This window comes from Micromonospora sp. C41, assembly GCF_018070485.1.
Taxonomy (GTDB): domain Bacteria; phylum Actinomycetota; class Actinomycetes; order Mycobacteriales; family Micromonosporaceae; genus Micromonospora; species Micromonospora chalcea.
The window spans coordinates 232,327-246,734 of record NZ_JAGPXP010000006.1; the positions used below are offsets into that span (position 1 = coordinate 232,327).

General features: G+C 73.1%; 15 protein-coding genes. 5 read left to right on the forward strand and 10 right to left on the reverse strand.

Going from position 1 to position 14,408, the window contains the following annotated elements; all coding sequences use genetic code 11:
* Positions 1–61 precede the first annotated feature (61 nt).
* Positions 62–931 (forward strand): alpha/beta fold hydrolase, encoded by an 870-nt coding sequence (locus tag KBX43_RS09790; protein WP_210884133.1) that lies wholly within the window; start codon positions 62–64, stop codon positions 929–931.
* A gap of 6 nt (positions 932–937) precedes the next feature.
* Here KBX43_RS09790 and KBX43_RS09795 read toward each other — a convergent pair whose 3' ends face one another.
* Positions 938–1,402 carry a hypothetical protein gene (locus tag KBX43_RS09795; protein WP_210884135.1) on the reverse strand — a complete coding sequence of 155 codons (465 nt, stop codon included), beginning with the start codon at positions 1,400–1,402 and terminating at the stop codon, positions 938–940.
* Between the two features lie 103 nt (positions 1,403–1,505).
* Here KBX43_RS09795 and KBX43_RS09800 point away from each other — a divergent pair, with 103 nt between their 5' ends.
* Positions 1,506–1,961, forward strand: a complete 456-nt coding sequence (locus KBX43_RS09800) for a hypothetical protein (RefSeq protein WP_210871349.1) — start codon at positions 1,506–1,508, stop codon at positions 1,959–1,961.
* Between the two features lie 225 nt (positions 1,962–2,186).
* Here the strand turns inward: KBX43_RS09800 and KBX43_RS09805 are convergent, their stop codons facing one another.
* From KBX43_RS09805 to KBX43_RS09820, 4 genes are all read right to left on the reverse strand, one after another.
* The gene (locus KBX43_RS09805; protein ID WP_043326835.1) at positions 2,187–2,378 is read right to left on the reverse strand and encodes a hypothetical protein; all 192 of its coding nucleotides are present in this window, start codon (positions 2,376–2,378) and stop codon (positions 2,187–2,189) included.
* A 117-nt stretch (positions 2,379–2,495) separates the two neighbouring features.
* On the reverse strand, positions 2,496–3,215 hold the full coding sequence (locus KBX43_RS09810; protein ID WP_210884137.1) for a VOC family protein: 720 nt from the start codon (positions 3,213–3,215) through the stop codon (positions 2,496–2,498).
* A 129-nt stretch (positions 3,216–3,344) separates the two neighbouring features.
* A complete protein-coding gene (locus KBX43_RS09815; RefSeq protein WP_210884140.1) occupies positions 3,345–4,493 on the reverse strand; it encodes a hypothetical protein in 1,149 nt (382 codons plus the stop codon).
* Positions 4,494–4,568: 75 nt separating this feature from the next.
* Complete coding sequence (locus KBX43_RS09820) at positions 4,569–5,225, reverse strand: 4'-phosphopantetheinyl transferase (protein ID WP_043326831.1); 657 nt, start codon at positions 5,223–5,225, stop codon at positions 4,569–4,571.
* A 129-nt stretch (positions 5,226–5,354) separates the two neighbouring features.
* On the opposite strand from KBX43_RS09820, the gene KBX43_RS09825 reads away from it, so the two are divergent.
* On the forward strand, positions 5,355–5,624 hold the full coding sequence (locus KBX43_RS09825) for a hypothetical protein (RefSeq protein ID WP_043326829.1): 270 nt from the start codon (positions 5,355–5,357) through the stop codon (positions 5,622–5,624).
* A 51-nt stretch (positions 5,625–5,675) separates the two neighbouring features.
* Here the strand turns inward: KBX43_RS09825 and KBX43_RS09830 are convergent, their stop codons facing one another.
* The 3 genes from KBX43_RS09830 to KBX43_RS09840 form a co-directional block, all read right to left on the reverse strand.
* Positions 5,676–6,449: a hypothetical protein gene (locus KBX43_RS09830; protein WP_043326828.1), complete on the reverse strand. Its 774-nt coding sequence runs from the start codon at positions 6,447–6,449 to the stop codon at positions 5,676–5,678.
* Between the two features lie 2 nt (positions 6,450–6,451).
* Positions 6,452–7,747, reverse strand: a complete 1,296-nt coding sequence (locus KBX43_RS09835; protein ID WP_043326826.1) for a VWA domain-containing protein — start codon at positions 7,745–7,747, stop codon at positions 6,452–6,454.
* 286 nt (positions 7,748–8,033) lie between these two features.
* Positions 8,034–9,713: a dolichyl-phosphate-mannose--protein mannosyltransferase gene (locus KBX43_RS09840; protein WP_043326824.1), complete on the reverse strand. Its 1,680-nt coding sequence runs from the start codon at positions 9,711–9,713 to the stop codon at positions 8,034–8,036.
* Positions 9,714–9,805: 92 nt separating this feature from the next.
* Here KBX43_RS09840 and rsmI point away from each other — a divergent pair, with 92 nt between their 5' ends.
* Positions 9,806–10,645: a 16S rRNA (cytidine(1402)-2'-O)-methyltransferase gene (rsmI, locus tag KBX43_RS09845; RefSeq protein WP_064447607.1), complete on the forward strand. Its 840-nt coding sequence runs from the start codon at positions 9,806–9,808 to the stop codon at positions 10,643–10,645.
* 60 nt (positions 10,646–10,705) lie between these two features.
* Here the strand turns inward: rsmI and KBX43_RS09850 are convergent, their stop codons facing one another.
* The gene (locus KBX43_RS09850) at positions 10,706–11,533 is read right to left on the reverse strand and encodes a hypothetical protein (RefSeq protein WP_205796080.1); all 828 of its coding nucleotides are present in this window, start codon (positions 11,531–11,533) and stop codon (positions 10,706–10,708) included.
* A 127-nt stretch (positions 11,534–11,660) separates the two neighbouring features.
* On the opposite strand from KBX43_RS09850, the gene metG reads away from it, so the two are divergent.
* Entirely contained in the window at positions 11,661–13,463 is a 1,803-nt protein-coding gene (gene metG, locus KBX43_RS09855; protein WP_043330658.1) for a methionine--tRNA ligase, read from the forward strand.
* Between the two features lie 57 nt (positions 13,464–13,520).
* Here the strand turns inward: metG and KBX43_RS09860 are convergent, their stop codons facing one another.
* Complete coding sequence (locus KBX43_RS09860) at positions 13,521–14,372, reverse strand: alpha/beta fold hydrolase (protein ID WP_043326820.1); 852 nt, start codon at positions 14,370–14,372, stop codon at positions 13,521–13,523.
* Positions 14,373–14,408 lie beyond the last annotated feature (36 nt).

Below are 14,408 nucleotides of genomic sequence, written 5' to 3' on the forward strand. Positions count from 1 at the left end.
GTCCCGGCGGAGTTCCCCGCCGGACCGATGAGTTCCCGGGCCGGCGACGGTCGACAGAGGCATGAACACGCTTACTCTGCAGACGCCCGAGGTCGACCTCGTCTACGACATTCGCACGCCGAGCGCCGCCGACGCCGGACACCGCCCGCTGTTCATGATCGGCCAGCCCATGTGCGCCGACGGCTTCGCCACGCTGGCCTCGTACTTCCCGGACCGGACCGTCGTCACGTACGACCCGCGCGGGCTCGGGCGCAGCGTCCGCAAGGACGGCCGCGGCGACGACGTGCCCGAGGTCCAGGCCCGGGACGTACGCGACATCATCGACGCCCTCGGCACGGGACCCGTGGACATGTTCGCCAGCAGCGGCGGCGCGGTGACCGCGCTCGCCCTGGTGGCCGCGTACCCGGACGTGGTGGCCACGCTCGTGGCGCACGAGCCGCCGCTGGTGCAGGTGCTTCCCGACGCCGAGGCCGCCCGGCGGGCCATGGCCGCCTGCCAGGAGGCGTACCAGAAGAGCGGCTGGGGCGCGGGTATGGCGGCGTTCATCGCCATGACGTCGTGGCGGGGCGAGTTCACCGACGAGTACTTCGCCCAGCCGCTGCCCGACCCCGCCGCGTTCGGCATGCCGACCGAGGACGACGGCAGCCGGGACGACCCGCTGCTCTCCGACCGCGCCGCGGCGGTCACCCGCTTCCGGCCGGACGTGGACGCGCTGCGCGCAGCGCGTACCCGGGTCGTCGTCGCGGTGGGCGAGGAGTCGGCGGACACCTTCACCGGACGCACGTCGGTGGCCGCAGCCGAGCTGCTCGGCGGCAAGGCCGCGGTCTTCCCCAGCCACCACGGCGGATTCCTGGGTGAGGAGATGGGCCACGCCGGGCAGCCGGAGGCGTTCGCGCGCCGGCTGCGGGAGATCCTCGACGGCGCCACCTGACCGGACTCAGGCGCGGCGCACGTCGGTGACCATGACCGGGTAGGGGCCGGCCGGCATGTCGGCGCCCGCCTGGTCGGCCGGCACCACGTTCTCCATCCGCAGCCGCAGGGTGGCCGGGTCGGCGGTGTCCACCGTGATCCGCCACTGCCATCCGTCGCCGTACCCGGCGCTCAGCTCGACCGCCGCCGCGCCGCCTGCCGTGCCGGTCAGCGTCATCGGCGTCGGCTGCTGGTGCCACGAGTCGCCCCACCAGGCGACGAGCGAGCCCGGCTGCTCGCCGGCGGCGATCACCAGCAGACCGTCCTGCGGCCCGTCGCCCGGATGGGCCCACGAGTACGACACGGTGGTCAGGTGGCCACCGGCGGCGGTCGCGACGGTGGCGGTGGCCGGCGACTCGGCGAGCGGATCGGCGGGCATCAGACGGAAACCGCTGGTGCCGGCCCAGGACCCGGTGACGTCAGTGAGAACCATCGCCCCAGGATAGGAACCACCCCCGACACCGCCCGCCGATGCGGATCACGCGGCGCGCCACCGGGCCCGGTCCTCGCCGGCCTTGCGCGTGCACCGCATCAGCGTGCCCTTGGCGGTACGGCCGGTCGCGCCGACCGGCGAGCAGAAAGCGCCAGGGTGGACGGCGCCCTGGACGGTGCCGGTGGACGGCCTGGTGGTCCGGGGCGCGCTCGTGGTCCGCTTCGGTGTCGGCTTGGGCGTGGTCCGCTTCGGCTTCGGCCGGGGCGCCGGACGCGCGGTCGCGGTCTGCGGCGACGGCTCGGCGGCCCGCGTCGTCGGCGGAGCGGACGGCGAGTCGGTCGGTGCGGCGACGTTCGAGGGCGAGCCGGACGAGTGGGCGGCAGGGGGCGGATCGGCGCTGCGCGCGGTCGCGGTCGAGGCGGCGCTGATCGACGCGGGCTTCTCGTCCGTCGCGCCGCCGACGGCGGCGATCCCGCCGCCGCAGCAGCACAGCACCAGCACGCCGCCGGACACGAGCACGGCTTTCGTGCCGCCGGAAAGCCGGCGCCACCAGGACTGATTCGGTATCGGCCATGATCTCTGCGGTGATGGCTTGGTCACGCAACTCAGTCTGCTTGCGTCATCAATGATTGCGATTGGTCAACTGGTGCGTTTCGCATCGACGCTCGGCGACCCGTGCCGCCGATCCGTCGAGACACACAAGCCGATCATCGTGGATGACCGGACGCCGAGAGATCTTGGAAGATTTCGGCCCCTATGGCAGCCGTTTGCTTCCAAGATCTGGCTAGGCGGTGAAGTTGTCGTCGGCGTCGCGGGCGTCCTCCTGGATATGCTCGCCGGGGCGCTTGCCGCGGATCTCGTCCAGTTCCCGCACCCGGTCGGCCTCGGCGTGTTCGTCCTGGTTCAGGTCACCCAGGCGGGCCCGGGCCGGACCGGCCAGGTTCTCCAGGTCGTTGTTCGCCCGTTCGACGCTCATGCCGCCTCCCCGGATCGTCGCGTGGCGGCCCTCGCCGCCTGCCACGTCGCGTCCCCGCTGACCCGCACGGCAAACCGCCGCCACCGGATCGGCGTCAGCCCGCATCCGGCCGGCCGGTCATGCGGTCGGCAGGGCCGTGAGCAGCTCCTCGGCGTGCCGCAGCGTGTCGGCCAGCCGGACGCGCGACTCGTCGTCCAGTGGGACCGACCGGGCCTGCCGTACCCGTTCCCGGGCGGCCTCCGGCTCCCCGAGTTGCAGCGCCATCTCGGCCCGGTAGACCAGCGCCTCCACCAGGACGGCGGGGTCGTCGGCCGCGTCGGGCCGGGCCAGCGCGCCGTCGAGGATGCGCGCGGCCTGAGCGGGATTGCCGCGCGAGTCGCCCTGCACCACGGCGTTGCCGAGCGTACGGGCGAGCCCGCCCCGGTCGTCGTCGGCGTCCGGCGTCGAGGCCCGGGCCACGAACCGGATCCAGTTGCCGCCCGGATCGACGATGCTGAACCCGGAATGCCCGTCCTGGTTGCGGCGGGGCCGGGGCCGGGTCATCCGGGGTACACCGGCGACCAGCACCTTGCCGTACGTGGCGCGCATGCCGTCGGCGAAGGCGCGGTGCAGGACGGTCAGGTCGTCGACCACCACCAGGCAGGAGCCGTACGAGTCGGCGGGGTCGAACCCGGGCATCCCGAAGAAGTGCAGGTTGAGGTCCTCCCGGCGCAGGGCCAGGTACGGGTTGGGGCGCTCCTGCCGGTGCGTCACCTCGAAGCCGAGCGCCTGGTAGAAGGGCGCCACGTCGTCAAGTGAGCGGCAGGGCAGCAGCGGGATGGTCGTCTCGTTCGCCATGCTCCGAGCCTGGCCACCGGGAGCGCCCACGCGCACATGGAAAGGCCCGAACGGCCGACGGGCATTGTCCGAACGGGCACCGGGGGCCGGTCCGAGACGGACCGGCCCCGGTGCGGGGTCAGGCGCGGGTCAGGGCTTCCAGGACCCGGCGGTACGGAAGCGGTGCTTGTACTCGACGACGCCGTTCTGGTCCTTGACGTCGAAGATGAGCTGACCGCTGCGCTTGGAGCCGGCGGGCAGGTTGTTGCCCGAGGTCATCAGCTTGCCGCACCCCGAGAAGGCGCCACCGATGCCGTTCTCCTCGGTGCCGTCCTCGGCCACCCAGGAGAAGTAGAACGGGTTGATCGAACCGGTGCCCTTGGTGATCTCGGCGGTCACGTCGGCGATCAGGAACATGCCCTTCTTCGGGCCGGGCATGATCTCGTTGCAGGCGGAGTTCCGGGTCCGGAAGTTGCCGACGGTGATCTCGATGGTGCCGTCGGTGTCGTTGACGATCAGCTTGTCGCCGGCCGGCATGTTGAAGGTCTTGTCGTCGGTGGTGCCCGGCTGCGGCGTGCCGGTGGGGCCGCCGGTCGGGGTCTGCTCGTCCGGGACGCCGTAGGTGACGCCCGGCGTGGGCAGCGAGTCAACCGCCTCCTGGGCCTTGTTCACGCCGCTGTAGACGGCGAAGATGCCGCCACCGCAGCAGAGCAGCAGCAGGAGCGCCGCGACGATGCCGATCGTGATCCAGACGTTCTTGTTCGACTTCTTGGCCGGCGGTCCGAACGGCGCTCCCGGCTGATACGGCGCGTCGGCGGGCGGGTACGGCTGCCCACCGCCCGGCGACGGGTAGCCCCCCGGCTGCTGATACGCCGCGCCCGGCTGCTGGTACTCACTGCCCGGGGGCGGGTACGCCGCGCCCGGGGGCTGGTACTCACTGCCGGGCGGCGGGTACGGCGCGCCCGAGGTCGGCGGCGCCGGCGGGAACGCCTGGGTGGGAGCGGGCGGCGGGTACTGCTCACCCGGCCCCGGCTGCGGCGGGTACGGCGCCCCGGAGGCCGGCGGATACGGCGCTCCCGACACCGGCGGCTGCGGCGGCCCCGACACCGGCGGCTGCGGCGTGCCCGGAGGCGGCGGGTAGGGCGCGCCCGAGATCGGGGCCGTCGGCGCGTCCGGGGCGGGCGGCGGCTCGTAGGGGTCGCTCGGCGGCATCGGCGCGGTGGGGAACGCCTGCGTCGGCGGTTCCGGCGGCTGCTGGTTCGGGTCCGGTGACCCGGACGGAGGCTGAGGTTGGCTCACCGTACTCCTTGGGGCGCCTTCGGGATTTCAGTCGGAACGACGGTACAAGCCGGGGTCAACCCGGCCGACAGGGCGTCATCGATGTGGCAGGACGGCGGCGGTGCGGACCAGATCGTCGTCCACCGCGAACCGTCCGGTCACGCGCGACGGCGGGTCGGCCACCGGAGCGGCGGCGAGCCGGGCCGGCTCGATCTCGGCGTGGAACGTGCCCGCCTGCGGGTCGAGCGTGACGCGCGCGTCGGCGAAACCCAGCCAGGTCCCGACGAGCGGGTGCCAGACCTTGTAGACGGTCTCCTTGGCGCTGAACAACACGGTCGGCCAGGGCATCCCGGCCGGCAGCCGGGCCAGGTCCGCCTCCTCGTCGGGGCGGCACACCTTCCGCCGTACCCCGGGGGAGAGCGGGCGGTGCCGCTCGGCGTCGATGCCGACGGCGCGCACGTCGGCGGCGCGGGCGGCGGCGGCCGCGCAGTAGTCCCGGGTGTGGGTGATCGCGCCGACGACGCCGGGCGGCCAGACCGGGGCCCGGTCCGCGCCGGCCGGCACCGGCGTGCCGGTCAGGCCGAGCGTGGCGAGTGCCCGGCGGGCGCAGACCCGGCCGGCGGTGAAGTCGCGGCGGCGGTGGAGCACCGCGCGCTCGCCCAGGGCGGCTCGTTCGGCCGGGAGCAGCTCGCCGGACCAGTCGGCCGGGCCGGCCACCGACACGGCGACCACGGCCGGCAGCAGATCACGCACGTGCGACGGATGACGGAGGCACGCGGTGAACGTACCGTAACGCTGGGGCGTGCGGTGGCGCTGAAGGTGTGTTGCGGGGAGGCAACCGGCCCATCACGACCACGATTCCGAACAGGGAAGGAGCGGCGGATGACGCGTGGCGCGGAGGCACCGGGGAGGCGGGACGGCGAGCACGTGCCGGTGACCCCCGACTGGACCTGCGGCTCGTGCGGTGACGAATGGCCCTGCGCCACGAAACGTCACCACCTGCTGAGCGAGTACCAGGTGGATCGGGCGTCGTTGAGCGTCTATCTCGGCTCCTGCCTGGCCGCGGCCACGCAGGATCTGCGCTCCGTGCCGGTCACCGCGCTCCAGGACCGGTTCATCGGCTGGGTGCCGCGCGGCTCGAGGACGATCTGAGCTCCCGGTGGCCGTCGTGTCGGGTTCACGACGGCCACCGGGAGTGGTCCTTCAGCCGCGGCGGGGCCGCCGGGTGAGCGCGAAGCCGACCACGCCGGCCACGGCGGCGAGCACGCCGCCCACGCCGGTCCACACCCAGCGCGAGCCCGCGTCGGGGAGCCAGCCGGTCAGGTCGGTCTCCTCCTCGGCCACCGGCTCGGGGGTCGGCTCGGCGGCCAGCACCGTGCCGGCCCTGGTGTTCGGCACCAGCGGCGCGGCCAGCTCGCCGTCGTCGCCGGACGCGCCGCCCTCGTCGGTGGCGCCGACGAGCATCTCCACCTCGACCGGCAGGCCGAGGTCGGGCTCGGGCAGGTCGGTGACGGAGAGCCGGACGTAGTAGGTGCCGGGCAGCGGGTCGCCCGACCACGGCTCGGCCCACGGCCGTACCCGGCGCAGCGTGCAGCCGAGCGCCACGCTCGTGGCCGCCGCGTCCGCTGTCGGCGTCTGCGCGCCGGCCGTGCACGCCTGCCGGCGGCGCAGCCCGTCGAAGACGTCGACGGTCCAGGTGGACGCGCCGGTGCGTCGCTTCGGGAACGTGACGGTGGCGGTGATCTCGTGCACCTGCCCGGCGTCGGCCCGGAACGACCAGTACAGGTGGTCGCCGGTCGACGCGCCCACCTGCACCGGCTGCCCGGCGGTGACGGTGGTGGCGGTGAGGAACGAGGTGCCGGCCTTGGTCACAGTGGTCGCGCCCGGTGACGGACTGGGCGCGGCCAGGGCCGCCGCCGGGGTGAGCGCGAGACCGACGGCGGTGGTCGCCGCCGCGGCGCGGATCAGCGTACGCATGCTCAGTTCACCCTCCACGTGTGCACCCACCAGCGGGTGAGCAGTCCGGCGACCAGCCCGGTGAGCAGTCCGGCCAGCGTGAGCAGGAGCAGCAGCACCCAGCCGCGGCCGAGGTCCGGCCCGTCCGGGGCGGGGGAGGCGGCGACCACGTCGACCGTGAGCTCCACCGGCATACCCGGCTGGGTCTGCGTGCCGGGCTTGGCCGCGAAGGAGTTGCTGACCACCAGGCAGACGGTTCGCACGGCCTGCTCCGCGCCGGGGCTCGGCTCCGGGCTCGGGCCGTCGTCGTCCTCCTCCTCGGCGGCCGACCAGCGCAGTCCGGCGGAGACCACGTCGGTGCGCCCGCTTCCGGCGTCGACGCCGCGGACCAGTTCCCGCCCGTCCGGCGCGGTGGCGCGCAGCAGCACGCCGTAGTCCGGGTTGACCGGCCGGTCCAGCGCGACGCTCACCGAGGCGCGCAGCTCCTGGCCGGGCCGCACCGGCACCCGGTACCAGCGGTGCTCGGAGAACGCCTCCCGGTCGCTGTAGACGCCGGGGGCGAGCAGCGGCGCGCCCTGGCACGCCGCGCCGCCGCCGACCACCGCCGGGGTGGCCGTGTACGTGTCCCGGGCCCGGTCGACGAGCTGCTTGATCCGGCCGGTCAGCTCGTCGGCGCTCTGCGCCGCCGTGTAGGTGCCGCCGGTCGCGCCGGCGATGCAGAGCAACTGCTTGCGTACCTTCTCGTCCGGGGCGAGGCCGAGCGTGTCCACGACGAGCCGGGTGCCCTGGGCGGCCAGCTCGCGCGCCACCTCGCACGGGTCGGGCGGGGCGCAGGTGTCCTCACCGTCGGTGATCAGCACGATCCGGCGGGCGGTGCTGCCGGTGCCCAGGTCCTGCGCGGCGGAGCGCAGCGCCAGCCCGACCGGTGTGAAACCGGTCGGTCGCAGCCCGGCGACGGCGGCCTTGGCCTGGGTACGGTCCACCGGGCCGACCGGCACGATCTGCTGGGTGTCCAGGCAGCCCTGCTTCTTGTCCTTGCCCTGGTAGGTGGCGCCGAGCACCCGGATGCCGAGCTGTGTCTCGTCCGGCAGGGCGTCGACCACCTCGTTGAACGCCTGCTGCGCGACGGAGATCCGGCTGCGCCCGTCGATGTCCCGGGCCCGCATCGAGCCACTGACGTCGAGGACCAGCTCCACCTTGGGTGGCTCGGCGACGGGCTCGGAGGTCTCGTCGTCGGCCCCGGCGGGGCTCGGTCCGATCAGCGCGGCGGCCGTCAGCAGTCCGAAGAGGACAATCGTCGATCGTCTCTTGTTGATCACCGGGCGAAGTGTAGTGAGATCCACTTTGGAAGATCATCCGGGTCCGGCGTCCCTCCGCTCCTGCCTGGCGCCGGAGATCGAACCCGTTATGTTCCCGCAGGATGACCCACTGTTAGATGCCGGAGGTGAACCTTTCGGCAGTGGCGTGCCCGTCGCAAATCTGACCGGCCCGCACCCGTTGTGCCCGTGCCGGAGTGTGGTTAAGCTCTGTCTTGCGCGCCCCAATCGCCCGCTTCCCCCGTGGCAGGCGATCGGGGCGCGCTTCTTTGTGCCGGCGCCCGCGCCTCTAGATCCAGCGGCCGTCCAGCCACATCCGCGCCGACCACTCCGCGTACGGCAGCACCCGGCCCACGAAGATCGGGTAGAAGTACGCGAAACAGAGCGCCACCAGCAACACATAGGCGCCCGCGATGATCCCGCCCACCATCCGCCGATCCCGCAGCTGCTGCGGATCGGGCGGCGCGGCCGTAGCGGTCGTCGCGGTTACCGGCGCCGGAGTGGTGATCGCGCCGAGCACATAGACCACCGCCAGCACCAGGAACGGCACCGCGGGCGCGGCGTAGAAGGAGAACATCGTCCGGCCGTCGAGCGCGAACCAGAACCACGGCAGCAGGCCGGCGGCGATGCTGAGCAGGATCGCGCCCGCCCGCCAGTCCCGCCGGGCCAGGCCGAGCCAGGCGGTCGCGGCGATCGCCGGCAGGAACGACCACCACAGCAGCGGCGTGCCCAGCAGCAGCACCTCCGACGCGCAGCTCGGCGCGCCACAACTGCCGTCCCCGGACCAGTGGAACGCCACCGGGCGGCCGAGCAGCAGCCACTGCCACGGCCAGGACTGGTACTTGTGCGGGTCGTCGAGCTGGGTGTGGAAGCCGTACGAGGCCTTGTGGTATTCCCACAGGTTGTTCAGCGCCCCGATGAACGGGGTGTCGCTCAGCTCCGGGTTGTTCGGGTAGCGCTCGGCCAGGCGGTAGTAGCCCTCGTCGCTGAGCAGCCAGCCCGACCAGGTCGCGACGTAGGTGACCACCATCAGCACGCCGGCCGCGAGCAGCCAGGGCAGCTCGTCCAGCACCGCGTCACGCCACGGACGGCGAACCCCTGCCGAACGGCGGACGCCCACCTCCCAGAACAGCACCAGCAGCGCGAACGCCGGCACGAAGTAGATCGCGCTCCACTTGACCGAGCAGGCACAGCCGAGCAGCACCCCGGCCGCCAGCCGCCACCACGGCCAGTTCCGCCAACCGGACGGAGGCCGCCCGGCCCGCCCCGGCCGGGTCGGGTCGAGCCCGGCCTCCAGGGCCCGCGTCCAGCGCCGCCGCCGGGCGTCCCGGTCGAGCACCAGCGCGCCGAACGCGGCCAGCACGAACAGCAGCAGGAAGATGTCGAGGATGGCCGTGCGGGACAGCACCAGGTGGAACCCGTCGAGCGCGAGCAGCAGGCCCGCCGCGCAGCCCAGCACCGTGGACCGGAACATCCGCCGGCCGATGCGGACCAGCAGCAGCACCGACAGCGTGCCGGCCACCGCCGCGCCGAACCGCCAGCCGAACTCCGGCGACGTCGTGATCAGGTGGCCCGGCACCGAGACGCCGCTGTCCGCGTCCTGGTAGCCGAAGGCCCACTCGCCGATCCCGATCATCCACTTGCCCAGCGGTGGATGCACCACGTACGAGGGGCCGTTGTCCTTGTAGTTCCACTCGACGCCACGGTCGATCAACCCGTACGCGTCCTTGGCGTAGTAGGTCTCGTCGAAGACCTTGCCGGGCGGGAAACTGAGCCCCACGAAGCGCAGGATCGCCGCGATCGCCACCACCACGGCTGTGGCCAGCCACGCCTGCCCCCGACCGATGCGGTCGTCGACGGTGGCGAGCCGCCGCCGCACGGCGGCGGGCAGCCCGCCCCCGCTGCCGTCGCCGCGCTCGGCGGTGGAAGGGTCCGGGTTCGCGCTCTGTGCTGTCGACGCACTCGTCACCCGGCGATCGTAGGCTGCGAGGGTGCCCGGTGGCGTCCATCGTCTCCGAAATTGGTACGACCATCGATGAGGGAGCACGCGCCGTGGGGGAAATGTCCGAGGTCGGACGGCTGGTGTTGCTCGGCGCGCCGCTGGGCAACCCGGCCGACGCGTCCGCCCGGTTCCGGGAGGTGCTGGCCGTCGCCGACGTGGTCGCCGCCGAGGACACCCGGCGGCTCACCCGGCTCGCCCGCGACCTCGACGTGACGGTGCCCGGCCGGATCGTCTCCTACTTCGAGGGCAACGAGGAGCGGCGCACCCCGGAGCTGGCCGAGGTGCTCGTCGCCGGCTACACGGTCGCGCTGGTCACCGACGGAGGCATGCCGAGCGTCTCCGACCCCGGATACCGGCTGGTCCGGGCCGCCCTGGACGCGGGCGTGCCGGTCACCGCCGCGCCCGGGCCGAGCGCCGTCACCACCGCGCTGGCGCTGTCCGGGCTGCCCTGCGACAGGTTCTGCTTCGAGGGCTTCCTGCCCCGTACCCCCGGCGCCCGCCGCTCCCGCCTGCGGGCGCTCGCCGCCGAGGACCGCACGCTGGTGTTCTTCGAGGCGCCGCACCGCATCGCCGGCGCGCTGGCCGACCTGGCCGAGGCGTTCGGCGCCGACCGGCCCGCCGCGCTCTGCCGCGAGCTGACCAAGACGTACGAGGAGGTGGTCCGCCGTCCGCTCGGCGAGCTGGCCGAGTGGGCCGCCGACGGCGATCCCCGGGGTGAGATCACGCTCGTCGTGGCGGGCGCGCCGGCCACGCCCGCGGTCCGGCCCGACGACGACACGCTGCGCGCCGCGGTGGCCGAGCGCGAGGCGGCCGGGCTGTCCCGGCGCGACGCGATCACCGAGGTCGCCACCGCGTACGGGCTGCGACGGCGCGAGGTGTACGCGGTGGTGCACAGCTGAAAGGAAGGGCCCCTTCTTAACGCCTGCGGTAGAGGAAGGGCCCCCTTTTAACACCTCACCTCACCAGGCGGCGGCCAGGAACCCGACGGTGATCAGCGCCGGCCCGGCCAGCGCCAGGCCGACCGCCCAGCGCCGCTGCCGCTCGTCCGCGAGCCGGGTCGCGCCGGTCCACCGGGCGATCCCGGCGGCGCACCCGGCCACCAGCGCCAGCCCGAGCAGCCAGCGCAGGTGCTGTCCGGGGCCGGTGTCCGCGTAGGCGGTCGATCCGTCCGGCCCGGTCATCCGGGCCGGCAGCAGGGTGCCGGTGGCGGTCCGCCCGGCCGGTACGCCACTGACCCGTACGCCGTGGGCCTGGAACCGGTCGCCGTCGGCCAGGAAGATCCCCCGGCAACGCTGGGTGAGCCCGCCGCCCGCGCACTCGGTGATCATCACGGTGCCGCCTGTCGAATGCCCCGCGGCCAGCCAGAACGGCCCCGCGCTCACCCAGGCGAAGAACGCGGCGAGCAGGCTCAACGCCAGCAGCACGGCGAGGCCGACGGGCGGGGTCGGCGGGAGGACCGGGCGGGCCGGCGCCCGCCGGCCCGGTGGCCGGGCGGGGAGCGGGTGCGGCTCGTCGCGCAGCGGCGTGCCGTCCCAGTGCACCTCCTCGATCGGCGCCCAGCCGCCCGCCTGCGCGGCCCTGCGCTGCCAGCGGGGCTGCCGCACCGGCACCCGGCTCGGCACCGCGTCCACCGGCGCGCCGGTGGTCGGCTCCACCTCGACCGGCGGGTCCGCCGGGTCGAGCCGGGGCTGCGGCGCGACGGGCGCGCCCGCCGGGGCGGGTCGCGCCCGCCGGGTGGTGGCCGCCGACGGCTCCGGCGCCGCTGGTCTGTTGGTCACGATGTTCATTTCACACCGGTACGCCCGGCTTGCGGTGAAGCTCACGCCGCGTGTCGGCGACAAATCGGACGTACGGCCGGCGCCTGCCGCCCATTGGTTCGCGGCCCGCCCACCGCAATCACTAGGCTTGCTGCTCATGAGTCACGTTCTCGCCGCGGTCGCCTGGCCCTACGCCAACGGCCCGCGCCACATCGGCCACGTATCCGGATTCGGCGTTCCCTCCGACGTCTTCGCCCGGTACATGCGGATGGCCGGCCACGACGTGCTCATGGTCTCCGGCACCGACGAACACGGCACCCCGATCCAGGTGCAGGCCGACGCCGAGGGAGTCACCCCGCGCGAACTGGCCGACCGCTACAACCGGGTGATCGCCGAGGACCTGCGGGCGCTGGGCCTGTCGTACGACCTGTTCACCCGCACCACCACGCGCAACCACTACGCGGTGGTGCAGGAGCTGTTCACCGGCCTGTACCGCAACGGCTACATCGTCCCGAAGGTCACCACCGGCGCGATCTCCCCGTCCACCGGCCGGACGCTGCCCGACCGCTACATCGAGGGCACCTGCCCGATCTGCGGCTACGACAGCGCGCGCGGCGACCAGTGCGACAACTGCGGCAACCAGCTCGACCCGATCGACCTGATCGACCCCAAGTCGAAGATCAACGGGGAGACGCCGGAGTTCGTCGAGACCGAGCACTTCTTCCTCGACCTGCCCGCCCTGGCCGACGCGCTGCGGCAGTGGCTGGACAACCGCGAGGGCTGGCGCCCCAACGTGCTGCGGTTCTCCCGCAACCTGCTCGACGACCTCCAGCCCCGGGCCATCACCCGCGACCTGGAGTGGGGCGTGCCGATCCCGCTGGACGACTGGCGCGACCGGCCGGACAAGCGGATCTACGTGTGGTTCGACGCGGTCATCGGCTACCTGTCCGCGTCCATCGAGTGGGCCCGCCGCACCGGCGACCCGGAGGCCTGGCGCAAGTGGTGGTCGGCGGACGGGGAAGGGAAGGACGCCCGCTCCTACTACTTCATGGGCAAGGACAACATCGTCTTCCACTCGGTGATCTGGCCGGCGCTGCTCGGCGGCTACTCCGGTGAGGGGGCCCGCGACGGCGAGCCGGGCGAGCTGGGCCGGCTCAACCTGCCCACCGAGGTCGTCTCCAGCGAATACCTCACCATGGAGGGCCGGAAGTTCTCCTCCTCCCGCAAGGTGGTCATCTACGTCCGGGACTTCCTGGAGCGCTACGACGCCGACGCGCTGCGCTACTTCATCGCGGTGGCCGGCCCGGAGAGCAACGACACCGACTTCACCTGGGCCGAGTTCCTGCGCCGCAACAACGACGAACTGGTCGCCGGCTGGGGCAACCTGGTCAACCGGTCGGTGTCGATGGCGGCGAAGAACTTCGGCGCCGTCCCGCCGGTCGACCCGGCCGGGCTCACCGAGGCCGACCAGGCGCTGCTGGACACCGCGAAGGCGGGCTTCGCCACCGTCGGCGACCTGATCGCCCGGCACCGGCAGAAGCAGGCCATCGGCGAGGCCATGAAGGTCGTCGCCGAGGCCAACAAGTACCTCTCCGAGCAGGCGCCCTGGAAGCTCAAGGGCGAGGACGACAAGCCCCGCATGGGCACCATCCTGCACGTCGCGCTCCAGGTGGTCAGCGACGCCAACACGCTGCTCACCCCGTTCCTGCCGCACTCCGCCCAGAAGATCCACGAGCTGCTCGGCGGCACCGGCACGCACGCCCCGATGCCGGTGATCGAGGAGGTCGACGACCTCGACGGCGGGCCGTCGTACCCGGTGCTGACCGGTGACTACACGGTCGGGGCGCGCTGGGAGTCCGTACCCCTGGAGGTGGGCCGGCCGCTCGCGGCGCCGAAGCCGGTGTTCCGCAAGCTCGACCCGTCCATCGTCGAGGAGGAGCTGGCCCGGCTGGCCGGCTGAGCACGCGCGCGAACCGCGGCCCCGGGGATCTCCCCGGGGCCGCGATCGTCCGCCGGGTCAGGCGGTCGCCATGCTCGGCTTGCCGATGAACTCCATGATGGCCTTGTTGACCTCGGTGGGATGGGTCCACGGCGTGCCGTGCGGCGCACCCTTCAACGTGACCAGCTTGGCGTCGGACAGCATGTTCACCAGCCGCTGGCCCGTCACCGGGAACGGCAGCACGTTGTCCTTGTCGCCCTGGATGATCAGCACCGGCACGTCGATGTTCGGCAGGTCACCGCGGAAGTCGGTCTGCCAGGCGTCCACCGAGTCGTGGGTGCCCTTGGCCGACGCCTGCGCGCCGATCTGCCAGTGCGCGTGGTACGCCTCGTCGCTGACCAGCTTCCCCCGGTTCTCGCTGGCGTTGAAGAACGCGTCGCAGAACTGGGTCAGGTAGGCGAACCGGTCCTGGATGATCGCCTTCTGGAACCCCTCGAACATGCTCTTGTCGACGCCCTCCGGGTCGTCGGGCGTCTTCAGCAGGTACGGCGCCAACGGGGCCAGCAGGACCGCCCGGTCCACCCGGTCCGACCCGTACGCGCCCAGGTAGCGGGTCACCTCACCGGTGCCCATCGAGTGCCCGACCAGGATCGCGTTGCGCAGGTCCAGCTCGGTCATCAACACGTCCAGGTCGGCGGCGAACGTGTCGTAGTCGTAGCCCATGGCCGGCTGCGCGGAGTTGCCGAACCCACGCCGGTCGTACGTGATCACCCGGTACCCGGCGTTCAGCAGCGGACCGCTCATCTTCTCCCAGGTCGCCCCGTTGAACGGGAAACCGTGGATCAGCACGATCGGCTGACCGGAACCGTGATCCTCGTAGTACAGGTCGATGGGTGCGGAGTTCTCCGTACCGACGGTGACGAAAGGCATGTCGGGATTCCCCCTCAGCGCGGGCTTCTCGGACCC